The organism is Mycobacterium sp. 1164985.4, assembly GCF_001668575.1.
GTDB lineage: Bacteria > Actinomycetota > Actinomycetes > Mycobacteriales > Mycobacteriaceae > Mycobacterium.
In genome coordinates this window covers 130,477-152,506 of record NZ_LZMD01000074.1, presented here as the reverse complement: position 1 = coordinate 152,506, position 22,030 = coordinate 130,477, and the positions used below count along the sequence as shown (strand labels likewise).

The 22,030-nt window shown below is 66.2% G+C and carries 25 protein-coding genes; 17 read left to right on the top strand and 8 right to left on the bottom strand.

What is annotated here, in order from left to right; all coding sequences use genetic code 11:
• Positions 1 to 50: 50 nt before the first annotated feature.
• Positions 51 to 782, bottom strand: a complete 732-nt coding sequence (locus A5650_RS15640; protein ID WP_067083514.1) for a DUF305 domain-containing protein — start codon at positions 780 to 782, stop codon at positions 51 to 53.
• Between the two features lie 290 nt (positions 783 to 1,072).
• Here A5650_RS15640 and lpqS point away from each other — a divergent pair, with 290 nt between their 5' ends.
• From lpqS to A5650_RS15625, 3 genes are all read left to right on the top strand, one after another.
• Positions 1,073 to 1,486 (top strand): putative copper homeostasis (lipo)protein LpqS, encoded by a 414-nt coding sequence (gene lpqS / locus A5650_RS15635; RefSeq protein WP_231983337.1) that lies wholly within the window; start codon positions 1,073 to 1,075, stop codon positions 1,484 to 1,486.
• Positions 1,487 to 1,597: 111 nt separating this feature from the next.
• Entirely contained in the window at positions 1,598 to 2,707 is a 1,110-nt protein-coding gene (locus A5650_RS15630) for a PLP-dependent cysteine synthase family protein (RefSeq protein ID WP_067083472.1), read from the top strand.
• Entirely contained in the window at positions 2,704 to 3,966 is a 1,263-nt protein-coding gene (locus tag A5650_RS15625) for an MDR family MFS transporter (RefSeq protein WP_067293081.1), read from the top strand. Before A5650_RS15630 ends, A5650_RS15625 begins: the two co-directional genes overlap by 4 nt.
• 24 nt (positions 3,967 to 3,990) lie before the next feature.
• Here A5650_RS15625 and A5650_RS15620 read toward each other — a convergent pair whose 3' ends face one another.
• Positions 3,991 to 4,455 carry a rhodanese-like domain-containing protein gene (locus tag A5650_RS15620; protein WP_067083475.1) on the bottom strand — a complete coding sequence of 155 codons (465 nt, stop codon included), beginning with the start codon at positions 4,453 to 4,455 and terminating at the stop codon, positions 3,991 to 3,993.
• Positions 4,456 to 4,659: 204 nt separating this feature from the next.
• On the opposite strand from A5650_RS15620, the gene A5650_RS15615 reads away from it, so the two are divergent.
• Positions 4,660 to 4,938 carry a DUF732 domain-containing protein gene (locus A5650_RS15615; protein WP_067083515.1) on the top strand — a complete coding sequence of 93 codons (279 nt, stop codon included), beginning with the start codon at positions 4,660 to 4,662 and terminating at the stop codon, positions 4,936 to 4,938.
• A 174-nt stretch (positions 4,939 to 5,112) separates the two neighbouring features.
• Here A5650_RS15615 and A5650_RS15610 read toward each other — a convergent pair whose 3' ends face one another.
• The gene (locus tag A5650_RS15610; protein ID WP_067083477.1) at positions 5,113 to 6,144 is read right to left on the bottom strand and encodes a fused (3R)-hydroxyacyl-ACP dehydratase subunits HadA/HadB; all 1,032 of its coding nucleotides are present in this window, start codon (positions 6,142 to 6,144) and stop codon (positions 5,113 to 5,115) included.
• A gap of 271 nt (positions 6,145 to 6,415) precedes the next feature.
• Here A5650_RS15610 and A5650_RS26845 point away from each other — a divergent pair, with 271 nt between their 5' ends.
• From A5650_RS26845 to A5650_RS15600, 3 genes are read left to right on the top strand one after another with little or no spacing between them, the layout of a single operon-like run.
• On the top strand, positions 6,416 to 6,577 hold the full coding sequence (locus A5650_RS26845) for a hypothetical protein (protein ID WP_156613655.1): 162 nt from the start codon (positions 6,416 to 6,418) through the stop codon (positions 6,575 to 6,577).
• A complete protein-coding gene (locus A5650_RS15605; protein ID WP_067083478.1) occupies positions 6,574 to 6,927 on the top strand; it encodes a YidH family protein in 354 nt (117 codons plus the stop codon). The genes A5650_RS26845 and A5650_RS15605 overlap by 4 nt, the downstream gene beginning before the upstream one ends.
• A 1-nt stretch (position 6,928) precedes the next feature.
• Positions 6,929 to 7,270 (top strand): DUF202 domain-containing protein, encoded by a 342-nt coding sequence (locus tag A5650_RS15600; RefSeq protein WP_067083480.1) that lies wholly within the window; start codon positions 6,929 to 6,931, stop codon positions 7,268 to 7,270.
• 27 nt (positions 7,271 to 7,297) lie between these two features.
• Here A5650_RS15600 and A5650_RS15595 read toward each other — a convergent pair whose 3' ends face one another.
• The 3 genes from A5650_RS15595 to A5650_RS15585 are packed head-to-tail and all read right to left on the bottom strand — an operon-like array spanning position 7,298 to position 9,096.
• On the bottom strand, positions 7,298 to 7,624 hold the full coding sequence (locus A5650_RS15595) for a metal-sensitive transcriptional regulator (RefSeq protein ID WP_082950778.1): 327 nt from the start codon (positions 7,622 to 7,624) through the stop codon (positions 7,298 to 7,300).
• On the bottom strand, positions 7,621 to 8,496 hold the full coding sequence (locus tag A5650_RS15590; protein WP_067083482.1) for a sulfite exporter TauE/SafE family protein: 876 nt from the start codon (positions 8,494 to 8,496) through the stop codon (positions 7,621 to 7,623). The genes A5650_RS15595 and A5650_RS15590 overlap by 4 nt, the downstream gene beginning before the upstream one ends.
• Positions 8,497 to 8,502: 6 nt before the next feature.
• Complete coding sequence (locus tag A5650_RS15585) at positions 8,503 to 9,096, bottom strand: rhodanese-like domain-containing protein (protein ID WP_067083483.1); 594 nt, start codon at positions 9,094 to 9,096, stop codon at positions 8,503 to 8,505.
• A gap of 196 nt (positions 9,097 to 9,292) precedes the next feature.
• Here A5650_RS15585 and A5650_RS15580 point away from each other — a divergent pair, with 196 nt between their 5' ends.
• The 9 genes from A5650_RS15580 (at position 9,293) to A5650_RS15540 (ending at position 18,566) form a co-directional block, all read left to right on the top strand.
• Positions 9,293 to 10,672 carry an MBL fold metallo-hydrolase gene (locus tag A5650_RS15580; RefSeq protein WP_067083485.1) on the top strand — a complete coding sequence of 460 codons (1,380 nt, stop codon included), beginning with the start codon at positions 9,293 to 9,295 and terminating at the stop codon, positions 10,670 to 10,672.
• Positions 10,673 to 10,687: 15 nt separating this feature from the next.
• On the top strand, positions 10,688 to 11,887 hold the full coding sequence (locus tag A5650_RS15575; protein WP_067083487.1) for an NAD(P)/FAD-dependent oxidoreductase: 1,200 nt from the start codon (positions 10,688 to 10,690) through the stop codon (positions 11,885 to 11,887).
• A 42-nt stretch (positions 11,888 to 11,929) separates the two neighbouring features.
• Complete coding sequence (gene trxA / locus A5650_RS15570) at positions 11,930 to 12,304, top strand: thioredoxin (RefSeq protein WP_067083488.1); 375 nt, start codon at positions 11,930 to 11,932, stop codon at positions 12,302 to 12,304.
• Positions 12,305 to 12,438: 134 nt separating this feature from the next.
• On the top strand, positions 12,439 to 12,975 hold the full coding sequence (locus A5650_RS15565) for a COG4315 family predicted lipoprotein (RefSeq protein WP_067083517.1): 537 nt from the start codon (positions 12,439 to 12,441) through the stop codon (positions 12,973 to 12,975).
• A gap of 57 nt (positions 12,976 to 13,032) precedes the next feature.
• Positions 13,033 to 13,863, top strand: a complete 831-nt coding sequence (locus A5650_RS15560; protein ID WP_067083490.1) for an LLM class F420-dependent oxidoreductase — start codon at positions 13,033 to 13,035, stop codon at positions 13,861 to 13,863.
• Positions 13,864 to 13,917: 54 nt separating this feature from the next.
• Entirely contained in the window at positions 13,918 to 15,111 is a 1,194-nt protein-coding gene (locus tag A5650_RS15555) for an acyl-CoA dehydrogenase family protein (protein WP_067293077.1), read from the top strand.
• On the top strand, positions 15,104 to 16,300 hold the full coding sequence (locus tag A5650_RS15550) for an acyl-CoA dehydrogenase family protein (protein ID WP_067083493.1): 1,197 nt from the start codon (positions 15,104 to 15,106) through the stop codon (positions 16,298 to 16,300). Before A5650_RS15555 ends, A5650_RS15550 begins: the two co-directional genes overlap by 8 nt.
• A gap of 46 nt (positions 16,301 to 16,346) precedes the next feature.
• Complete coding sequence (locus tag A5650_RS15545) at positions 16,347 to 17,333, top strand: glycoside hydrolase family 6 protein (protein ID WP_067083519.1); 987 nt, start codon at positions 16,347 to 16,349, stop codon at positions 17,331 to 17,333.
• 99 nt (positions 17,334 to 17,432) lie between these two features.
• Positions 17,433 to 18,566, top strand: coding sequence for a glycoside hydrolase 5 family protein (locus A5650_RS15540; RefSeq protein ID WP_067083495.1), 1,134 nt, complete (start codon positions 17,433 to 17,435; stop codon positions 18,564 to 18,566).
• A gap of 50 nt (positions 18,567 to 18,616) precedes the next feature.
• Here the strand turns inward: A5650_RS15540 and A5650_RS15535 are convergent, their stop codons facing one another.
• Positions 18,617 to 19,900: an HNH endonuclease signature motif containing protein gene (locus tag A5650_RS15535; protein WP_067293075.1), complete on the bottom strand. Its 1,284-nt coding sequence runs from the start codon at positions 19,898 to 19,900 to the stop codon at positions 18,617 to 18,619.
• Positions 19,901 to 20,086: 186 nt separating this feature from the next.
• Between A5650_RS15535 and A5650_RS15530 the strand changes: the two genes are divergently transcribed.
• Positions 20,087 to 20,764, top strand: coding sequence for a L,D-transpeptidase family protein (locus A5650_RS15530; RefSeq protein WP_067083995.1), 678 nt, complete (start codon positions 20,087 to 20,089; stop codon positions 20,762 to 20,764).
• Here the strand turns inward: A5650_RS15530 and A5650_RS15525 are convergent, their stop codons facing one another.
• A complete protein-coding gene (locus A5650_RS15525; RefSeq protein ID WP_067293072.1) occupies positions 20,765 to 22,024 on the bottom strand; it encodes an oxygenase MpaB family protein in 1,260 nt (419 codons plus the stop codon).
• Between the last annotated feature and the right edge of the window lie 6 nt (positions 22,025 to 22,030).

The following is a 22,030-nucleotide window of genomic DNA, read 5'->3' as shown; positions in this document are numbered from 1 at the left end:
ACGCACTACGCCGTCGGGTGGTGACAACGTATCCGCGACCGTGCGGGCCACTACAGCGACTTGAGTATCTCGTTCATCGTGTCGATCTCCTTCTGCTGGCTGCTCACCATCGATTTGGCCAGCGCGACGCCGTCGGGGAACTGACCGTTGTCGACCTCGTTCTGCGCCATGGTGATTGCGCCCTGGTGGTGCCGAATCATCTGGGTGAGAAAGAGCTTGCTGGCCTCGACGCCCTGAGCGTTCTGCAGGGCCTGCATATCGGCCGGCGACATCATCCCTTCCATGCCCGGCATGTTTCCCATGCTCGGCATCATTGACCCGCTCGGCCCCGGCGATGCCGGCGGAGAGACGGTTTCGGTGCCCGAACCATGCATTCCGCCATGCCCAGGGGGCATGTTGCCACCGGTGCCTTTCGGCCCGGGCATTCCGCCCGGCCCGGGCATTCCGGGCATACCCCACTGGTCGAGCCAACCCTGCATCTGCTCGATCTCCGGGCCCTGCGCATCCTTGATCTGCCTCGCCATGTCGGCTACCCGCGGGTCGATGCCCTGCTTTTGCAGGATCATGTCGCTCATCTCTACCGCTTGCTGGTGATGCGGGATCATGTGGTGGGCAAACATCACGTCGGCATGATTGTGGTCTGCTGCCGGCGCTGTACTCACGGTTTGAGTGGGAGCGGCGGATGCCGTCTCTTGGTTGGTCGCAGAGTTGCCGCACGCCGCGACTACAGACACCGCGGCCAGCACCGCCGCTCCGATCGCGCTGGGCCTGTTCACCTTCACCACACATCCTCCACGTCCATCACGCACCGATTTGTCGCCAAGTCTTCTCGAACGGCCATAGGAGTGCTGTAGTCGTTCCCTGAAGATTTGATAAAGAAGCCCGATCGCTCAACAGCGATGGACCGGATCGCACGGCGTGGTTCACGGAGGACGTCGCGGGCGCTGCACACGCTTTGACCAGGCCTTCGCAGGTATGCGGATGCACTGGTGTCGCGTCCCGATAACGAGATGGCGTCAGGTCTTTGGGTGAGGAAGCCGATCGCCGTTGCGCTGCTACCCTCGGGAACATTGTGAGATACCAGATGGCCGTCCGGGCGTCGCGGACCGGCGCGGCGATCGCGCTGGGCATGGCGTTGTGGCTCGTCACCGTCGCCGCCCAGTGGACGCTGCCGGTCGACGAGGTCACCACGGCGCATGGGCCGCATGGACTTTCGTCGGCTCTCGTCGGCGATCACCCGGCCGTCATCGATCATCAGCACATCGGTGATGCGTCGCCCACGTTGCCCCCGGATGCGCTCGCCGAGGCGGTTCTTCCGCGAGCGTCCACCTCACTCGTCCTGTTGGGGCTGATTGCCGCGCTCGCGGTTGTCGCGGTGTGCTGGCATCAACCGGCACTGGCTGCCATCCGCGGTCCGCCCAAGTCGCGACCTTCCGTTCTGTCCGGCCGGGTGCTGCTCACCCGTCTCTGCATCGCGCGACGCTGATCCGGTGGCGTCAGACCACGCCGCCTGGTTGCGGCACGGTCGGTGACCGTCGCCCCCTTTCAGCTGCCGCGTACCGATTTGCGCGGCTCGACACAGAAGCGATGCACGTAGATGAATCACGTTCTGTCCCTTCATACTCTGAAACCACATACTCCTGGTCAAAGATGCCTGGGCCGCTATGACCGCCCGGGCACCATGGTCGGCCACACCCCGGTGTTGCGCATTGCAGAACCCTTTGCGCCGGCTCATCGAGGCTTCTGGGCCAAGCTCGAGGGCTTCAGTCCCGGTGGCATGAAGGACCGTCCGGCCATGTACATGGTGGAGCGTGCGCGGGCCAGCGGTGCGCTCCGGCCAGGCCGCCGAATAGTCGAATCGACCAGCGGTACATTGGGTTTGGGCCTCGCGCTGGCCGGCACGGTCTATCGGCATCCGGTCACCCTGGTGACCGATCCCGGCATGGAGCCGATCATCCAGCGAATGCTGCGGGCGTACGGCGCCGATGTCGACCTGGTGACCGAGCCGCATCCCGACGGCGGTTGGCAGCAGGCGCGCCGTGACCGGGTGCTGCAGGTGCTGGCCGCCGAGGAAGGTGCGTGGTATCCGGATCAGTACAACAACCCCGACAACGTCGACGCGTACCGTGGGCTGGCTCTGGAATTGCACGCTCAACTCGGCACCGTCGACGTGCTGGTGTGCTCGGTCGGTACCGGCGGTCACTCGGCCGGCGTGGCGCGGGTGTTGCGGGAGTTCAACCCCGACATGCAATTGATCGGGGTCGACACGGTGGGCTCCACCATCTTCGGCCAACCAGCCTCGACACGACTGATGCGCGGCCTGGGGTCGAGCATCTATCCGGGAAACGTCGACTACGGGGCCTTCAACGAGGTCCACTGGGTTGCCCCTGCCGAAGCCGTGTGGGCATGTCGCACGATGGCGGCCACCCACTACGCCAGTGGCGGTTGGAGTGTCGGCGCGGTGGCTCTGGTCGCCGGCTGGGCGGCCCGCAGCCATCCGGCGGATATGACGATCGCGGCGATCTTCCCCGACGGCCCACAACGCTACTTCGACACCATCTACAACGACGATTTCTGCCGCGAGCACGGTCTCCTCGGCGAAACACCTCCCGCCGAACCGGCGGTCATCGATGACCCAAGACAACGTGTGGTGTCCTCGTGGACACGGTGCGCCACGATCGTGGATCCGGTAGAGGCGATGCGATGAGGAGCCTTGTCGCCGAATTCCGCAATTTCGGGTGGCCGAGCCGGCTGCTGATGATCAACCAGTTCGGCATCAACCTGGGCTTCTACATGCTGATGCCCTACCTGGCCGGATACCTTGCGGGGCCGCTCGGGCTGGCCGCCTGGGCCGTCGGTCTGGTCCTGGGCGTGCGCAACTTCTCTCAGCAGGGCATGTTCATCGTCGGCGGAACGTTGGCCGACCGCATCGGATACAAGCCGCTCATCGTCGCCGGTTGTCTGCTGCGCACCGTCGGCTTCGGCCTCCTGATCATCGCCGACTCGTTGCCCACCGTCCTAATCGCCTCGGCGGCAACAGGATTCGCCGGAGCACTGTTCAATCCGGCAGTGCGCGCGTACCTCGCCGCCGATGCCGGTCCCCGTCGTGTCGAAGCCTTCGCCCTGTTCAACGTCTTTTACCAGGGGGGCATCCTTGCCGGTCCGGTGGTCGGCCTGGCGTTGATGGTCCTCGATTTTCGCATTGCAGCGGCCGCGGCGGCCGCGATCTTTGCGGCTCTGACAATCGCGCAGCTCTTTGCGCTCCCGCAGCACAACGCCACCCAGCCCCGGGAAGCCTCCTCGATATTGGAGGACTGGCGAACGGTCGTGGCCAACCGGTCCTTCCTGCTCTTCGCGGTGGCGATGGTCGGCTCGTATGTGCTCTCCTTCCAGGTCTATCTGGCGCTACCCCTACAGGCCAAGGATCTGCTGCCGAATGCCGAAGCGCTCGTGGTCGCGGGTGTTTTCGTCATCTCCGGACTGGTCGCGGTCGCAGGCCAGCTCAAGATCACACGGTGGTTCGCCAAGCGGTGGGGGGCGGGGCACTCCCTGGTGATCGGCATGCTGGTTCTCGCGTCGTCGTTCATTCCGATGGCCGTGCTGCCCGACGGCAGCCGTGCCGGCGAGATCGCAGCGGTGATGGCACTTCTCGTCGGTGCCGCAGTGCTGGCAATCGGATCGGCCGCGGTGTTCCCATTCGAAATGGACACGGTGGTATCCCTGGCCGGCGGCCGGTTGGTCGGAACGCACTACGGGTTCTACAACACCATCGTCGGAATCGGAATTCTCGTCGGCAATCTCGCCACGGGAACGCTCATGCAGAAGACCGCCGACGCCGGAGCGCCAGAGCTGACGTGGCTCGTATTGAGCGCCATCGGGGTGATGGCGGCTTTCGCGCTCTACCGACTGGACCGCGCCGGCCGACTTCAGCCACAGGCGGTCGCCACTTCAACCACCAGGCCCTGAGGCGCCGCCCCCCAGCACGATCGGTCAGATGCCGTTCACCTGACGACCGCCGGATTGCCACGCGCGCATGCCCCCGCGGAGTTCGACGACATCGGTGTAGCCGAGATCGCGAAGTGTCTGGGCCGCAACCGTACTCATCGGCCCGGAGCGGCAGTAGATGGCCAGGGCAGTGCTGCGATCGGCGGGGAGGCGCTCGGCTTGTGCGGCGATCTGATCGAACGGGATTGACAGGTCTGTACCGGGGATATCTCCCTCGAAGGGCACGTGAACGTTCACTGTCACGCGATCGGGCTCGGCGATCGCTGCGGCGAACTCCTCTGGGTCCACCAGCCGCGCGGCACTCGCCGTCTCCGGTTGCGATGCGGTCGTCGGGTGGGTGTCTTCCGTCGTACACGCGCCCAGCGAGATCACGCCGGTCACCGTCGACGCCGCGACGAGCATTCGTGCCGGGGAATGCCTGGCCACTGAGCGTCTAGCCAACCTGAACATGCCGGAAGGATACCCCCTGGGGTAACGGCCCGGGGCAGTCGGACGCCTCATGACCCGCCGGTCGGCTCCGACCTGGTCAACCGCCGCACCACGCGGCCGTGCGCTTGAACCCATGTTTGCTGAATGCTCCCCGGGGCGCATCGTCGCAGGCATACCATTGACCTGCCTGACGAACGGAACCAGCCGATCCGATGGAGGTTCGAGATGCTCCTCATCGTCCGTGTTGCGGCCGCGCTGGCGACTCTCGGAGTTGTCCTGGCGGCACCCGCCGCAGCGTCGGAGGACGAATACCTGCGCGAGCTGCAACCCCGGTACGCGTTCCTGACTGCGGAGGAGTTGCTCACCGAGGGGCAACGGGCCTGCGCGGCCATCAGCTCCGGCGTGCTGGCACCGGACGCCGTCAAGATGGTCAGCGCGGACCTCGGCATCTCGACCGGCGCGGCGATGGACATCGTCAGCCGCGCCAACCTCCAGCTCTGCTGACGCGACGATCCGGATGGATCACCGCACCAAGGTGGGCCAACCCGAACAGCGACTGCGATTCACGGTCCGCCAGAACGGAATTGATCGGACCCAGCATCGACGGCACCGATGTTTTGTCGCACGCTCGGGTCTGCGCGTTCCGCCCGGCGGCGGGTAGTCACTGCCGGGTGCGCGTCAGCGGAAGCGGATGTGCATCGTCGCCAGGCCGAAGATCTTCTTGCCGGCCGATTTCGCCGCCACCACGATGACGCCCGAGCGGGTCTCGGGGTCCAGCGACTTGATCCTGCCGCTGAACTCGATGTCGGCGCCCTCCTCGGCGGAGACGATCGCGGGTGCGGAGAGCCGCACCGCGTACCGCGTCACCGCGCCCGGGTCGCCCGACCAGGCGGAGACGAACCCGGCGCCGAGCCCCATGGTGAGCATGCCGTGGGCGATCACGTCCGGGAGCCCGGCCAGCTTGGCGATGTCCTCGTCCCAGTGGATCGGATTTGCGTCACCGGCGACGCCTGCGTAGTTGACCAGGTCGCCGCGGGACAATCGCGTGTGGCGCACCGGCAGCTCGTCACCGACCTTCAGCTCGTCGAACGACGGCGTCCCAGGTGCGCGGGTCAGCCCACCGTCGGCGATCCGGAACTCGCCCTCGGGCCGCACGGACCTCTCGTAACTGCTGTCGGCCTCGCTGACGGCAAGGATGTCCACGTCGTGCATCATCTTGGCGTGTACGGCGGTCTTGATCGTCGGATCGAGGTCTTCGCTGGTCAGACCCACGACGGTGGTGTGCAGTGTGTGCACCCGCTCGCCGGCGGTGTCGGTGAAGGTGTTGGTCACGGTGATCAGATCCCGGCCGGCGATCCTGCGCACCGAGGTCAACTCGACGTCGATGACCAGTTCGTCGCCGGCCACGATCGGGCGGTGCTGCTCGAAGACCTCCTCGGTCTGCAGGTAGGTGTCGTAACCGACCACGATCTGCTCGAACATGTGACGGTTGCACGACATAGCCGGGGCCGACGTGAACGTCAGCGGCGCGACCAGACCCGAATATCCCAGCTCAGCCGCGGCGGCGACGTCCCAATGCGTAGGTTGGTAGTCCTGCACCGCACGGGCGTATTCGCGGACCTTCTCGCGGCCGACCAGGTAGCTGTCGTCCATCTGGTACCAGTGGCCGACCCGCGCTTCGATCGCCGGCGTCTCTGGTGCTGCGGTCATAGATCTACTCAACTTTTCTGCCGGTTTGTCCGTAAGGCCGACCACAGCACACTAACCGGTGGTCAGCCCGTACCGCCCCCGACCATGGCGCCTGGGCCCTACTCGCGGTGTCCTGTCAGTTTCATCCAGGGCTCTCAACCGAAGGGCATGAAGAGTCTCGAAAGCGTGTGCCCGCATTTCAGCGCACAGTCCTACGATGTCCGCATGCGGCGCCCGCCTTTCACCTCTACCGACGAACGCTGGGATCAACCGCCGAGGTGAGGCCCATCGTGTGGGCACCCATCTCGATGTGGACGAGGAACTGTCAGGATTGCGGACCGCGGTCACCGCCCACCTGACCGCGCGATCGAAGATCGCCGACGCCCCGCAGCAATGGCGCGGGAGGACCGCCGGTCGCGTGGGGCGCATCGTCGAGGGGAAAGCGATTCGATGAGTACCGAGCGCGAGGAACCGGATTACCGCTTCACGTTGGCCAACGAGCGGACCTTCCTGGCGTGGATCCGGACGGCGCTGGCGTTGATCGCCGGTGGCATCGCCGTCGTCCAGTTCGTGCCGTCCTTCGGGATCCCGGGGGTGCGACACGGCCTCAGCGTGGCCTTGACCGCCAGCGGTGGTCTGCTGGCAGCGTTGGCCGTGCGGCGCTGGCAACAGGTTCAATCCGCGATGCGCCGGGGCGAGGACCTACCGCCGACCCATGTTCCGCTGCTACTCGGCGGCGCGCTCTTCGTCGTCACCATGGTGGTCCTCGTTGTGCTGGTCGTCTGGCCGCCATCGGCGCAGTGAGATGCGCGGCCGTCTGACGAAAGGACCGGGGCTTCCGGCCGAGCGCACAGTGCTGTCCTGGGAGAGAAGCTCGTTCGGCTTCCTTGTTGTCGGAGCGCTGGTGCTGTTGCCGCGACACGGGTCTCTGGGTCCGGCGCGGGCCATGCTGGCAATCACCGCGATGCTGCTCGCACTTCTGGTCCTCGCCCTGGGCTACCGGCGGTCACGGCGGATCAGGAACAGCCAGATGGTGAACGGCCGGATGGTCACGTTCACTCCGCAGTTGGAAGTGTTGTTCATCGGCGCCGCCACAACCGGTTTCGCGGCAGCCGTGGTGGTCGTGCTACTCCTGTACACGGTGTGACTCCCGGTAAGCCCGAAAAATGCGGGGTCAGGCCAAGACCAGAAACAGCCTCTCCAACTCGGCTTCCGTCATCGGTCGGTGGCCATCCGAGGTCTGGCCGGCCAGGCACTCCCGTAAGCCGGTGACGAGGATCTTCAACCCGGCTTTTTCGAGCGCCCGTGTCACCGCAGCCAACTGGATCACGACGTCCCGGCAGTCCCGGCCTTGTTCGATCATCGAGATCACTCCGGCGAGCTGTCCCTGGGCCCGGCGCAGCCGGTTGAGCACAACGGCGACCGCATCCTCGTCAGCGGCTGCGGCGCAACGATTTTCGGGCGACGCAGTGCAGTCCGGGGCAGCATCGGCGGCGTTCATGCGAGGGCCCTGCGGGAGGCGGCCGCGCCGGTGAGGCGACGCAGAGGGCAATGGGCGTAACGCGTGCACGCGAGCGTCAGGCCACCCGCGATCGACGTGAGCGCCGCGGCCGCGATCCCGACGCTCAGGTGGATCTCCTGAGCCAGGATGACCGAGGACATCACGAGTACGAACCAGCCGAAGGCCTGCCGCAGCGCATCGGGGTTGACCATCGCGGTCAGCCGAGCGCCGATGAGGGCGCCCACCACGGCCGCGGCGGTCACCGCCGACGCGACCGTCCAGTCGATGGCAACGCTGGACAGATAGCCGCCGAGGCCCGCGAACGACTTCATCGCGATCACGACGAGCGAGGTGCCGACTGCCACAGGCATCGGCAAGCCGCCGAGCAAGGCGAGCGCGGGCACCACGAGGAAGCCGCCCCCGGCACCGACAAGGCCGGTCACCAACCCCACGACCAGGCCCTCCGCGATGATCTTCGGAATCGGCAGGTGGTGGTCGCCGCCGGTGTTCTCGACGTTCTTGCGGCCGCGCAGCATCGCGACGGCGGTGGCGACCATCATGGCGGCGAAACCGATGAGAAGAACGGTGCCCGGGATGAAGCGGGCCAGCAGTCCGCCTCCGTAGGCGCCGGCCATCCCGGCTCCGCCGAAGATCAGACCAGTGCGCCACTGCACTCGCCCGGCCCGAGCGTGCGAGACGGCGCCGATCGCACTGGTAACGCCGACGACCAGAAGCGAAGTTGCGATCGCCTGTTTGGCATCCATGCCGGCGATGTAGGCCAACAGCGGAACGGTCAGGATGGAACCGCCGCCCCCGAGCGACCCCAATGCAACACCCACGAAGACGGCAAGGCCGATGGCGAGCGCAACCATGATCTGCTAGCCCACCGTCTTGTCTGCGGTAGCCGAGCCGACGAGTTGGGCCACGACCGTCTGGGCGTCGCAGGTGGCCCCGCGGTTGTAGGGCAGCTTCGACAACATCATGCCCATGGCGCACGTGTTGGACAGTGCCGCGAACGTGAGGCCGCCACCGATGGCGCCGGCCACCCACTTGAGCTTGGGAACGGCAATGCTGCCCAGGATGCTGGCGAGCACGATGCCGCCTGCGGCCAGGCGGACCTGTCGTTCGAGGTCCCAACGTGTGGTCCCGCGGTTGACCGAGAATCCCTTGGCCTCCCATGCGGTGATGCCGCCGGCGAGGATGTGCATATTGGCCAGCCCTGCCGTGCGCAGCGTCTCCTCCGCCTGGGCGGCACGCTGACCTGAGCGGCAGACCAGCACGACGTCTTCGTCGAGGTGCTGGACGATCTCGTCGCGGTGTTCGCGCAACAAATCCAGCGGCACGTTATAGGCACCGGCGATATGTGCGGTGTCGAACTCGCCCGGGGTTCGGACGTCGAGGACCCGAGGCGGTGTCGGGGAGTTGAGCAGGTCGACGAGTTTCTGTGAGTCGATGACGGCGGGCGCGGTCATATGGCTGTCCTTTCAGATTGGGCTCGGGTAGCGAACCCGATACCACGGGGGGTATGTTGGCACCATGTTACACATACCCCCAGGGGTAAATGAAGAGACGGAATATTTTGGGGGCAAAGGTCCCTTGACATACCCATAGGGGTATCTGCACCGTGGATGCCACAAGGCTCGCCGAACGAACGAAAGGGCTGCCGCCATGAAATTCATCCAGTACTACCTGGACTGCCTGTCCCATGCGTCGTATTTGATTGCCGACGAAACCACTGGGCGCGCAGTCGTTGTCGACCCACAGCGCGACGTTTCGGAGTACCTGTTCGATGCCAGGGAGTTCGGCTTCACCATCGAACTCGTCATCGAGACCCACTTCCACGCCGACTTCCTGTCCGGCCACCTGGAGCTGGCGAAGGCCACGGGCGCAAAGATCGTCTACTCGTCGGTCGCCGAGACCGAGTTCGAGTCGATGGGCGTCGCCGACGGCGAGCGGTATTCGCTGGGCGACGTGACCTTGCAGTTCCTGCACACCCCCGGCCACACCCCCGAGTCGATGAGCATCGTCGTCTACGAACATTCCGGCGATGACGTGCCCTACGGTGTGCTGACCGGTGACGCCCTGTTCATCGGTGACGTCGGCCGCCCGGACCTATTGGCCTCGATCGGGTTCACCCGTGAGGAGTTGGCCGACAAGCTCTACGACTCGCTGCACACCAAGCTGATGACCCTGCCCGACGCGACCCGGGTGTATCCGGCGCACGGCGCGGGTTCGGCCTGTGGCAAGAACCTCTCGACCGACCTGTGGTCGACCATGGGCGAGCAGAAGGAGACGAACTACGCGCTGCGCGCCGCGGACAAGGCGACCTTCATGGAGTTGGTCACCGAGGGCCAGCCACCGGCGCCGAGCTACTTCGTCTATGACGCGATCCTCAATCGGAAGGACCGTGAACTGCTGGACGAGACCAAGAGGCCGATGGCGATGACCTATGAGCAGGTGATGGGCGCGATCGAGGCCGGCGCCGTGCTGGTCGACGGACGCAGCCCCGAGGAGTTCGCCCAGGGCCACCTCCGCCATGCGGTCAACATCGGGCTCGAGGGCCGCTATGCCGAGTTCGCCGGATCGGTTGTGCCCTCGGATGTCGATATCGTGCTGTTCACCGAGCCGGGGCACGAGTTGGAGGGCAAGAACCGACTCGCCCGCATCGGGTTCGACCGCGTCATCGGCTACCTGGACCGGCCGTTCGAGGCGATGCTCGAGCATCAGGACGACGTCCAGATCGCGTCCCGATTGACGGCGAAGGCCTTCGACCAACGCGTTTCGGAATTGTCCGATCTACAAATCGTCGACGTGCGCAACCCAGGTGAGGTTGCGGCGGGGACGATCCCGAACGCGATCGAGATCCCGGTGGGCCAGCTGCCTGCCCGGCTGAGCGAGCTCGATCCGGCCAAGCCGACCGTCGTCTACTGTGCCGGAGGCTACCGGTCTTCAGTGGCCGCAAGCCTGTTGCGGCACAACGGGTTCACCGATGTCAGTGACATCCTGGGCGGTTATGGCGCCTGGGAAGAAACCCACCAGAACGCCTGAGCGGCGGGAGAGATCATGACTACCGCGAAACACCAAGTCGTCATCGTCGGTGGGGGTACCGCCGGCATCTCGGTCGCCGCGCGGCTGCTGCGCAACGGCTATTCGGACGTCGCCGTCATCGAACCGTCCGACACGCACTACTACCAACCGCTATGGACTCTGGTAGGCGGCGGCCAGGCCAAGGCGTCGACGACGGCACGGCCCGAAGCGTCGGTGATGCCCAAGGGCGCGAAGTGGATCAAGAACGCAGCGGCTGGGGTCGATCCGGAGAACAACACCGTCACGTGTGTCGACGGAGCGGACTACGAGTACGAGGTGCTCGTGGTCTGCCCCGGCATCCAGTTGGACTGGAACCGCACCGATGGTCTGGAGCACGCGCTCGGCAGAGACGGAGTGTCGTCGAACTACCGGTTCGACTTGGCGCCACGCACATGGGAATTCATTCGCAACCTCCGTTCGGGCAGTGCGGTGTTCGCCATGCCGTCCGGCCCGATCAAGTGTGCCGGAGCGCCCCAAAAGATCGCCTACCTGGCCAGCGACTACTGGCGAAAGCAGGGCGTGCTGAAGGACATCGACGTACACCTGGTGGTGCCCACGCCGCGACTGTTCGGCATCCCGGCGATCGCCGACAACCTGGACGCGATCGCCGCCGACTACGGAATCACCGTGCACACCAACGCGGAGGTGACGTCCATCGACGCGGCGGCGCACAAGGCGGGCGTGACCCATGTCGGAGATAGCGGACCCGACACGGTGCTGCCATATGACGTTCTGCACGCGGTGCCCCGCCAGTCCGCGCCCGACTGGATCAAGTCGAGTCCACTGTCGACCGGCGACGCGAACGGATACGTCGAGATCGACAAGCACACCATGCAACACGTGCGCTATCCCAACGTGTTCAGCCTCGGTGACGCCGGTTCTTCACCCAATTCGAAAACCGGTGCCGCGATCCGCAAACAGGCCCCGGTGGTGGTCGACAACATCGAGTCCTATTTGTCGGGCCGACCGCTGACCGCCTCGTACAACGGCTACGGGTCGTGTCCGATCGTGACATCCTCGCACGCGATGCTCCTGGCGGAGTTCGACTACGACCTGAACGTGACCCCGTCGTTCCCCCTGCTCGACCCGACCAAGCCCCATCGCAGCTATTGGTACCTCAAGAAGTACGGGTTGCCGTTCATGTACTGGAATCTGATGCTGAAGGGCTTGGCGTAGCGGTTCTTCTGCCCCGCAAGTAAATACGGAAAGGAGAGCGTCATGGCCACGAAGAGCCTGACCTACGACGACTTCGAGTCCACCGTCGTGGACAATCCGGTCGTGCTCGTCGATTTCTGGGCATCGTGGTGCGGCCCGTGCCGTGCCTTCGCCCCGATATTCGAGCACTCCTCGGATTCGCATCGCGATGTCGTGCACGCCAAGGTCGACACACAACGCGAGCTCGACCTGGCCACCGCGCTGGAGATCACGTCGATCCCGACGGTGATGGCGTTCCGGGACGGCGTCCTCGTCTACCGGCAGGCCGGCGCGATGCATCCCGCAGCGCTCGAGGACCTGATCACCCGGGTGAAAGCACTCGACATGGCCGAGGTTCACGTCAAGATCGCCGCACGGAAGGCAGCGCCGGCTTCTTGACTCGGCCCCGACGTCGAGCCGCGGCAAAAGGCATCATCGGTTTCGCGACACGTTTGAACGCGGGCATCGACGGAAATGAATCGATCATGCCCACGCCACGAACTGCGGCCGCAGCGTGTCGCAACGTCGCATGCATGTCGCTGCTGACAACGGGCCTCGTGGCGGTGACCGGCTGTTCTGCGCTGGAGAATCAAGCGCAGAACAGCTCCGAAACCTCGGGCACACGGGCTTCGGCGACCGCGTTGCGAACCGACGCGGTCACTCCTGCGCCCAACCCACCGCCGTCCAATGAGCGGATCCCGCCCATCGGAGACGTGTCGCTGGCGATCGATGACCGCGGCGACCTCGGCGAGATCATCGTCGACAGCACCGGACGCACGCTGTATGTCTTCTCGACGGACGCGGCGAACGGGCCCACCTGCTACGGCGAATGCGCAGACACATGGATTCCGCTGCTCGCCGATTCCGACCCGGCCGGGGGACCGGGTATCGACGTGGCGGCGGCCAAGACCGTTCCGCGTCGCGACGGCCGTGCCCAGGTGACCTACCGGGGCCACCCGCTCTACCGGTATGCGGGGGACGTGACGGACAGGGACGCCAACGGGCAGGGCCTCGACATGTTCGATGGTGAATGGCACGTGCTGACCAAGTGGGGCGAACCGCTGGCCTGAGGAATAGCCGCGCGCATACCAACGTTGGCAGGCGCATCGACGGCAGTGAGGACGCGCATGGAATTCGGGATCTCCACCTTCGTCAACGACGACACCATCGACACCGTGACCCTCGCCCGCGCGATCGAGGAGCGGGGTTTTCACGCGCTTGCGGTCGCCGAGCACACTCACATCCCGGCGAGCAGGCAGTCGCCGTACCCCATGGGCGGTGAGCTGCCCTCCATCTACTACCGGACCCTGGACCCGTTCGTCACACTCGCCGCGGCGGCGGCGGTGACCTCCAAGATCGAGTTGATCACCGGTATCGCGCTTCTCATCCAGCGTGACCCGATCATCACCGCCAAGGAGGCGGCCAGCATCGACCTCATTTCGAATGGCCGTTTCGTGTTCGGGGTGGGCGCGGGCTGGAACATCGAGGAGTTACGCCATCACGGCACCGACCCGAAGACGCGCGGTGCGCTGCTCGACGAGCGCATCGAGGCGATCAAAGCGCTGTGGACCGACGAACCGGCCGAGTATCACGGCCGCTTCGTCGATTTCGATTCGTCGTATCTGCGCCCGAAGCCCGTGCAGAAACCGCATCCGCCGATCGTGGTCGGCGGTGACTCCGACGCCACGGTCAAGCGGGTGATTCGCCACGGTGCCGGGTGGATGTCCAATCCGCTGCCGGTCGAGAGGCTGGCCAGACGGATCGGCCAGATGCGGGACGGCGCAAGCCGCGATGTCCCGTTGACGACGTTCGGGACTCCGATCGACCCGGACTACTGGCGCGCCCTCGACGAACTCGGCTACCGGCAGGCGAACCTGCTGCTGCCCACCAAACCGCGCGACGAGTCGCTGCGACTTCTCGACGACTACGCGGCGAAGGTTGCCCGGTACCGCGGCTGAGCCTTCCCGGGTCCCGCTGTCCCTCGACTCCGGTCGAGTTTCTATCGTGACTGCATGAGCAATGCCGGTGACGCCGATCGATTAGCCGAGTTGGCGCGCGGGGTCGTCGCCGACCACGACCCGAAGAACGTTCCCGTCCCCGAGTTCCTCGGTGCTTGCTACGACGCCGGTCTGTCGTGGGTGCACTTTCCCGAGGGTCTCGGCGGGCTCGGGGTGTCCCGCGGGCTCCAGTCGGTCGCCGACCGCATCCTGCAGGGCGCGGGTGGGCCGATGCCTCTCGGTTTGAATCCGATGGGCTACGGCATGGCCGCACCGACGATTCGCGAGCATGCCCAAACCGAGGAGGTGAAGCGGCAGTGGCTGCGGCCCCTGGCCACCACCGAGGACCTGTGGTGTCAGCTGTTTTCCGAGCCGGGAGCGGGCTCTGACCTCGCGGGGCTGGCGACATCGGCGGTTCGCGACGGTGACGACTGGGTGGTCAACGGCCAGAAGGTGTGGACCAGCCTCGCCCACCGGGCGCGCTGGGGGCTGCTGCTGGCGCGCACCAACCCGGATGTGCCCAAGCACAAGGGTTTGACCTACTTCGTGATCGACATGCACGGCACCGGCGTTCAAACCCGGCCGCTGCGACAGATGACCGGGCAAGCCGAGTTCAACGAGGTCTACTTCAACGACGCGCGGATCCCCGACAAGCACCGCCTGGGCGAGGTCGACAACGGCTGGGCCGTCGCCATGACCACGTTGATGAACGAGCGCACCGCGCTCGGCGGAAGCGGGAGCCGGCGTGGTGCGGGCACCATCGCCGACGCGACCGGGTTGTGGGCGTCGCGGCCCGACCGGCACACACCGGTATTGCGGGACCGGCTGACGCAGTTGTGGCTGCGCTCGGAGGCGCAACGCCTCACCTCGGAACGGTCGCGCGCCGCCGCCACGGTGGGCGGACCCGGTCCGGAGGGGTCGGTCGGCAAGCTGGTCGGCGCGGAACTGAACCAGGACATCTACCAGTGGTGCATGGATTTCCTTGGGCCCGAAGGGATTCTGTACCACGGCTACCAGCAGGGTGCAGGGACCGGCGAACGGGATTGGCAAGGGCCCATCCAGCAGCGATACCTGCGGAGCAGGGCCAACACCATCGAAGGCGGAACGTCTGAGGTGATGCGGAACATTCTCGGCGAACGCATCCTCGGGCTGCCTGGCGACCTGCGTGCCGATGCGGGCATGCCGTGGAAGGAGATCCCCCGTGGCTGAGAAGCTTGCGAACCAGACTGAGCGCCGAGCTGGGCAGGCAGAGTTCAGGTTCACCGACGAGCAGAGCCAATTGCGCGACGCCGTGAGCAAGTTCAGCGCCGAGCACTTCTCGGAGGAGACGGTTCGCAGGCTCATGGAGTCCGAGCCGCCGTTCGATCCGAAGGTATGGGCCCGGCTGGGTGCTGAGCTCGGCGTGCTGGGCCTCTCGGTGCCCGAGACCGACGGCGGCGTCGGCGGCACGCTTGTCGATCAGGCAGTCGCTATCGAGGAGCTCGGGGCGCGGTTGGCGTGCGGACCGCTGTTCGGCACGGTGTATCTCGCGATCCCGGCATTGGTGGCCGCATCGCCCGGGCCCCTTCGTGACGAACTGCTCGGCGACCTGGTCGAGGGTCGGCGCACCGCGGCCGTCGCGGTGACGGACCGGGCCGGTGTGCTCGATCCGGATGCCGTTGCGGTGACCGTGAGCCGGGATACCTTGTCGGGCAGCGTGGCTCAAGTAGTCGACGGCGGCATCGCCGATGTGTTGCTGGTCGCCGCGCGCGGCTCCGACGGCGTCGCGCTGTACGCCGTCGACACCACCGCCGAGGGCGTGCAGCGCACCCCGCTGGCCACGCTCGACCTCACCCGGTCCCAGGCCAACGTGACGTTCGCCGACGCGCCCGCACGCCTGATCGCCGGGCCCGCCGAGGCGGTCCGCGTCGTCAACCACGCGTTGCAGGTGGGTGCGGCATTGTTGGCCGTCGAGCAGGTCGGCGCCGCACAGCATCTGCTCGACCTGTCGGTGGAGTACGCGAAGTCGCGGCTGCAGTTCGGCCGGCCGATCGGATCGTTCCAGGCGGTCAAGCACCGGCTCGCCAATTTGCTCGTCGACGTCGAACACGCGAGGTCGACGGCCTACCACGCGATCTGGGCCCTGACGGACGGATCCGACGACCCCGCGTTGGCGACGAGCATTGCGCAGTCGGTCTGCTCGTCCGCATTGACCCACGTCGCCAACGACACCATCCAGGTGCACGGCGGGATCGGGTTCACGTGGGAGCACCAGGCTCACCTCTACTACAAACGCGCAGCGACTGACGCGATCCTGCTCGGCAGCGCCGAGGAGCATCGGGACCGGGTCGCGGCGATGGTGCTCGACGGCGCGGATGCGGAGCGGGTGCCCCGGGTCGCCGACGGACTCCCCGCATGACCCTGGTTGGCGCTGGACACGGCCAAGCACTAATTTCCCTCGGGTGATGTCTTCAGCTGCCGCCGCGGTTGCGCGGTGGATCGCTCCCCTCTTAACCGTCGCGGCGGTTGTTCTGGGCCTGCACGCCGGCCCGGCGCCGCTCGTGCGGTTGGCCAGCGAAGCGAACCCATTGGCCGGTGCGCCGTTCTACGTCAATCCCGACTCGGTGGCGATGCGCGCCGCGCAAAAAGCCGATCCGCCGATTCCGGAGTTGACCACGGTCGCCAACACGCCGCAGGCGTATTGGATCACTCCCGGCCCCTCTGCCGCGACGGTCGCGAAGTACGTCGGTGACGCGCAGGCGGCGGGCGCCATCCCGGTGCTGTCCATCTACGGGATCCCGCACCGCGACTGCGGCAGCTTCGCCGCGGGCGGCATGGCCAGCGGTGGGGCCTACCGGGCGTGGATAGACGACATCGCCGCCGGCGTGGGCGGTTCGAGAGCGGCGATCATCGTCGAACCCGATGCCCTCGCCATGGCCGATTGCCTCTCGGGGGACCAGCGTCAGGAGCGCTTCGACTTGATCCGCTACGCGGTTGACACGCTGACGCGCAATCCGGCGGCGGCCGTGTACGTCGATGCGGGTCACTTGCGCTGGCACAGCGCCGAGGAGATGGCGTCCCGGTTGAACCAGGCCGGTGTCGAGCACGCCCGGGGCTTCAGCCTCAATGTGGCGAACTTCTTCAGCACCGAGGAGGAGATCGGGTACGGCGAGGCGATCTCGGGGCTCACGAACGGCAAGCACTACGTGATCGACACGTCGCGCAACGGCAACGGAGCGGCCCCCGACTCGCCCCTGCACTGGTGCAACCCCAGCGGCCGGGCACTCGGTGTCCCGCCGAGCACGCAGACCGCGGGTGCGCACGCCGACGCCTATCTGTGGATCAAACGCCCCGGCGAGTCCGACGGCACCTGCGACAAAGGTGATCCACCCGCCGGCACCTTCGTCAACCAGTACGTCATCGAGTTGGCCCGCAACGCTAGTCCTCGGTGACCACGTCGGTCGGCCCGTTCGGTAACGATTCGAAACCCGTTGTGTTGCAGGATGAGACATGAGAGCTGACGTCTTGCTCACGAACACTATGTTCACAGGGTGCGCCGGCGAACCGCTCTCAAACTCCCACTGTATCTGGCAGCCGCCGCGGCACTGACCAAACTGCCACCCGTCGCGGCCGCCGAGACGGGGCGATGGTCGGCTGACCGCGCCAACGCCTGGTACGCAGAGCAGGGTTGGTTGCTGGGCGCCAATTACGTCACCTCGAACGCCGTCAACCAGCTCGAGATGTTCCAGGCGGGCACCTTCGACCCGCGCCGCATCGCCGGTGAGCTGAGCGTGGCCAAGCGCATCGGGATGAACACCATGCGGGTGTTCCTGCACGACCAGTTGTGGGCCACGGACCGGGCCGGCTTCAGCCAGCGGCTCTCGCAGTTCGTCGCCATCGCGGCGAGCCACAACATCAAGCCGCTCTTCGTTCTGTTCGACTCGTGCTGGAATCCGTTGCCCAAGGCCGGTCCTCAGCGCCCACCGATCAAGGGCGTGCACAACTCGGGATGGGTGCAGAGTCCCGGCGCGCACCGCCTGCAGGATCCGGCGTACACCCGGGTGCTGCAGAGCTACGTCACAGGTGTGGTCGGGTTGTTCCGCAACGATCCTCGGGTTCTGGGTTGGGACGTGTGGAACGAGCCGGACAATCCGGCGAAGGATTACCGCAAGGTCGAACACCCCGACAAGCAGAAACTAGTCGCTGCGTTTCTGCCCCACGTGTTCCAGTGGGTGCGCGCGGTCAACCCGATTCAGCCGCTGACAAGCGGTGTGTGGCAGGGCCACTGGCGAGATCCGGGCAGCCGCAGTGAGATCTGCTCCCTACAGCTCGAACTCTCGGACATCATCAGCTTCCACAGCTACGGCACTCCGTCCGAGTTCGAGGACCGCATCGACGAACTCACTCCGCTGGGCAGGCCGATTCTGTGCACCGAATACCTCGCGCGCAACCTCGGCAGCACCGTCGATGGCATCCTCCCGATTGCCAAGCGGCGCCATGTCGGGGCGTACAACTGGGGATTCGTCGCCGGGCGGACCCAGACGTACCTGCCGTGGGACTCCTGGAACGAGCCCTATACGACGCTCCCGGACACATGGTTTTCCGACCTGATCCATCCCGACGGGCACGCGCACAATGACGACGAGATCCGCTTCATCCAGAAGCTGGTCGGTTTGAGCACCTGAGGATTCAGGCACCGAAATATGCTGCACGCCAGCGTGCTTGAAGCCTGGACCTAGTTGTCTACCGGTGGTGGTTGGGGTTCGAAGGGGTTGTACCACCACCATTCGGCGCGTTCGCCGAGGGGTCCGGGGCAGGGTGGGACCGCGGGTGGGGGTTGTGTGGGTGGTCGTGCCAGCGATCCAGGGTTCAGCGGTTTGCCGTCGCGGCCGGTGACCATTAGGTGCTCGGCGGGGCCGGTGATGGTGATCTCGCCGCTGTGGTGCAACCGGTGGTGATAGGGGCAGACCAGCACCAGGTTGTCCAGTTCGGTGGGCCCGCCGTCCTCCCAGTGCCGGATGTGATGAGCGTGCAGCCCACGGGTCGCCGCGCATCCAGGGACGCGGCAGGTGCGGTCGCGGTACTCCAGCGCGCGGCGCAGTCGGCGGCTGATCACCCGCGTCGAGCGCCCCGACCCGATCACCTGGCCGTGGCGCTGCAGCCACACCTCACAGCCGGTGTCGCACAACAACAATTGCCGATCGGCCTCGGACAGCACCGGGCCCAGGTGCGGCCACGCCGCGGGGGTGTCGACATCGAGGTGCACGATGACGGTGCTGTGCTGATCATGCGGGCGTCGGGCCACCTCGGCATCCCACGCGGTCTCGACCAGGCGCATGAACGCATCGGTCACCGTCGGGAACGGAACGCGGCACTGCCAGTCACCCTCGGCGGGGCGCTCGTAATCGTCGCCGACCGCATCGGGGCCGTGATCGGCGAAGTGTTCGCCGATCAGCGCGTCGCGGTGCGACTGCAGGGCGGCGTCGAGCTTGGCGGCCTCGATCGTGGGCAGGGTGATGCGGTAGGTGGTGAACTCGTCACCGACGGTTTTGCTGATACCGCGGCGCGGTTCGGGGCGTTCGGGTTCGGGGCGCGGTTCGAGTTTGATCGCGAACCGTAGTTGGTTGACCGTCGCCACCGCCGCCATGTCGGCGTAGTGCCCATCAGAGCCCGCGCCGGCGTATTGGGCGATCACCCCGACCTGATCCAACGACAACCGGCCTTCGCGCATCTCGGAGGTGCAGCGGGGAAACTCCTCGAAACGATGCGCCACCGCGGCCACCTTGGTGGCGGTGCCATCAGACATCCCCAGTTTCCAGGCCACCAGCGCTTTGACCGATCGCACACCCTCGGCGGTCGACCACAGCCCGTCGCGGTCGATCTCGGCGATGATCTCCACGATGCGCCCATCGATCGCATTACGCTGCCCCGACAACTCGGCCAACTGCTCATAGAGCTGACCCAAACGCTGCTTAGGGCCCACCACAACCCGAGCATCCGGAGAAGCGAGCGAAACCATAACCACATCATCACAAAAGGGTCCGACAAGTATTGGACACGGGATCAAAGCAACCGGCTGCACCAAGTAGCGACACGGTCTCGCTTTGGCCGCGAACGGGTTTCGACCGCAGGGTTGGGCCGGATATCGCGGATACGATGGCTCGATTCGACATTCGAGTGACTTATCCCCATCCCGAGGTACCACGTGAAACTGCGAAAGACGCTGGCGTGCCTCGGCGTTGCGCTCCTGTCGCTACCGCTCGCGGCACCGGCAACGACCCAAGCCCAACCTGCCGCTGCTGCCGTGCAGACGACGCAGTGGATCGTCGTCGGGGTGCCCGCCGCCAGTGCCACCTCGGGAACGCTCACCGCCTTCGAGCAGACCGGAGGGCAGTGGAAACCCGTTCTGGGACCGACACCCGCCAAAGTGGGCGCGCTGGGTGTCGGCGCCCCCGCCGACGGTGTGCACCGAACACCGGTCGGCACGTTCACCTTCGACCAGGCCTTCGGCCGGCAACCAAACCCAGGCACCAAGATGCCGTACTTTCAGGCCACGAACCAGGACTGGTGGGACGAGGATGCCGACTCACCGACCTACAACACCCGCGTCCGTTCGCCACGCAAGCCGTCCTCCATCGCCGAGAACCTGTACGACTCCGGTCCCGTCTACGATTACGCCGTCAACATCACCGTCAACCCGCAACGGATCCCGGGGAAGGTCTCTGGCATCTTCCTCCATGTAACCGACGGCAACCCGACCTGGGGGTGCGTGGGCATCGGCCGCGACGAGATGCGCACACTGCTGACCTGGCTCGACCCCGCGGCAGCTCCGAAGATCACCATCGGGGTCGGAAGCCCGTCGCTCGTGCAGTCGAGGGCGTGATCAGCGACGCAAGGGCACGGCGGCCTCGAAAGCCGCCGCCTTACCGGCGGATTGCCACTGTAGCCAGCCCTCCCACCGCTTGAGGTTGTACTGCTGCCAGCGGCGGTCCAGCGTCGACGACAACCGGCGACCGATCTCCAATGCGAGGACCACCGGAAACCGGCTGAGCAGCAACGCGATTCCCGGCAGGGCCGATGGCAGCCGGTAGCGGCGGCGGTTCCAGGGCAGCATGTACAAGCCGAGATACCCGGCCTGCAGGCGGTAGTGGTACTCGGCGCGGAGCCGCTCCAGGCCCCGGTACGCCGGCGCGGGCGCGAAGGCCGGGACGAAGGACTGGACGAGCTCGGTGCCGCTGTCTCCGCTGTCGTAGCTGCGGGCCGCGTCGGACATGAACAGAATCCGCCACGCGTCGGCAACGGTTTCGGGGAAGTACCCGTCGCACCGAACCCCGACAAGGTGCCCGCAGTAACGGTTGAAGTGCAGAACGGCCAGCATCTCGCGCGGTGAGGTGAGGTGCCCGAGAAGGAACAGACCGAAAGCGGGTGCGACGCTGCCGCCCAACAGAGTCAGCAGCATGGCCGACTGGCTGATCGGCAGCCCCCAGCGTTCGGCGTCCCACTCCGGATGCTGTTTGACACGGTCGCGGACGCTGACATGCATGATCCGCACATGCAGAGAGATGTTGCGGCCCAGCGATCCTGGCGTCAGGATCGCTCCGGGTCTGCAGACCTCGATCCACCAGCGTGACGTCTCCAGGTACCGATGCAGCGCGCGCTGCCCGGCATAGCCGCCGGAAAGCGACAGCGGTACCGCCAGCCAGCCCTCGGTGTAGGTGTCGTTGGTGCCGGCGTTTCCGAGCGCCCCCAACGCGTAGGCCCAACGGCGCCAGACCGCCGCGCCTTCCTCCACGAGCTGCGGATCGACCCAGTCGGGCAGCTGCTCGAACTCCTCGAACAGCGCCCGCATCGATGCGGGCGCCTCGGCGACGTTGTCGATGCCCACCCGCTGCGCCGTCTCGACGAGATCGCGGGCCTTCCTGGCGCCCAGCTCACCGTGATAGGTCTCGGCGACGAAGCGTTCGGCGACGGGGTCACCCGCGTTCAGGCCCGTGATGAACGCCCGCGCGGTGGCCTCGGAGGGAAGCAGGTCCACACGCACGAGTCGCTTCACCACATTTCGCAGGCGAGCGCGGCGGCCGGTGAGCCCCGGGTACCGGAACGCGGTGGGCGCGTGAGGTGATCGTGCGCTGAGATCCGGCATGGCTCA

What these genes read in the sequence shown, in the direction of transcription:
- A5650_RS15555 (WP_067293077.1), top strand. Translation starts at nt 13,918, where the DNA reads ATGAGCAATGCCGGTGACGCCGATCGATTAGCCGAGTTGGCGCGCGGG.
- A5650_RS15525 (WP_067293072.1), bottom strand. Translation starts at nt 22,024, where the DNA reads ATGCCGGATCTCAGCGCACGATCACCTCACGCGCCCACCGCGTTCCGG.
- A5650_RS15560 (WP_067083490.1), top strand. Translation starts at nt 13,033, where the DNA reads ATGGAATTCGGGATCTCCACCTTCGTCAACGACGACACCATCGACACC.
- A5650_RS15565 (WP_067083517.1), top strand. Translation starts at nt 12,439, where the DNA reads ATGTCGCTGCTGACAACGGGCCTCGTGGCGGTGACCGGCTGTTCTGCG.
- A5650_RS15600 (WP_067083480.1), top strand. Translation starts at nt 6,929, where the DNA reads ATGCGCGGCCGTCTGACGAAAGGACCGGGGCTTCCGGCCGAGCGCACA.
- A5650_RS15575 (WP_067083487.1), top strand. Translation starts at nt 10,688, where the DNA reads ATGACTACCGCGAAACACCAAGTCGTCATCGTCGGTGGGGGTACCGCC.
- A5650_RS15610 (WP_067083477.1), bottom strand. Translation starts at nt 6,144, where the DNA reads ATGACCGCAGCACCAGAGACGCCGGCGATCGAAGCGCGGGTCGGCCAC.
- A5650_RS15615 (WP_067083515.1), top strand. Translation starts at nt 4,660, where the DNA reads ATGCTCCTCATCGTCCGTGTTGCGGCCGCGCTGGCGACTCTCGGAGTT.
- A5650_RS15605 (WP_067083478.1), top strand. Translation starts at nt 6,574, where the DNA reads ATGAGTACCGAGCGCGAGGAACCGGATTACCGCTTCACGTTGGCCAAC.
- A5650_RS15595 (WP_082950778.1), bottom strand. Translation starts at nt 7,624, where the DNA reads ATGAACGCCGCCGATGCTGCCCCGGACTGCACTGCGTCGCCCGAAAAT.
- A5650_RS15535 (WP_067293075.1), bottom strand. Translation starts at nt 19,900, where the DNA reads ATGGTTTCGCTCGCTTCTCCGGATGCTCGGGTTGTGGTGGGCCCTAAG.
- A5650_RS15545 (WP_067083519.1), top strand. Translation starts at nt 16,347, where the DNA reads ATGTCTTCAGCTGCCGCCGCGGTTGCGCGGTGGATCGCTCCCCTCTTA.
- A5650_RS15630 (WP_067083472.1), top strand. Translation starts at nt 1,598, where the DNA reads ATGAATCACGTTCTGTCCCTTCATACTCTGAAACCACATACTCCTGGT.
- A5650_RS15625 (WP_067293081.1), top strand. Translation starts at nt 2,704, where the DNA reads ATGAGGAGCCTTGTCGCCGAATTCCGCAATTTCGGGTGGCCGAGCCGG.
- A5650_RS15590 (WP_067083482.1), bottom strand. Translation starts at nt 8,496, where the DNA reads ATGGTTGCGCTCGCCATCGGCCTTGCCGTCTTCGTGGGTGTTGCATTG.
- A5650_RS15620 (WP_067083475.1), bottom strand. Translation starts at nt 4,455, where the DNA reads ATGTTCAGGTTGGCTAGACGCTCAGTGGCCAGGCATTCCCCGGCACGA.
- A5650_RS15580 (WP_067083485.1), top strand. Translation starts at nt 9,293, where the DNA reads ATGAAATTCATCCAGTACTACCTGGACTGCCTGTCCCATGCGTCGTAT.
- A5650_RS15585 (WP_067083483.1), bottom strand. Translation starts at nt 9,096, where the DNA reads ATGACCGCGCCCGCCGTCATCGACTCACAGAAACTCGTCGACCTGCTC.
- trxA (WP_067083488.1), top strand. Translation starts at nt 11,930, where the DNA reads ATGGCCACGAAGAGCCTGACCTACGACGACTTCGAGTCCACCGTCGTG.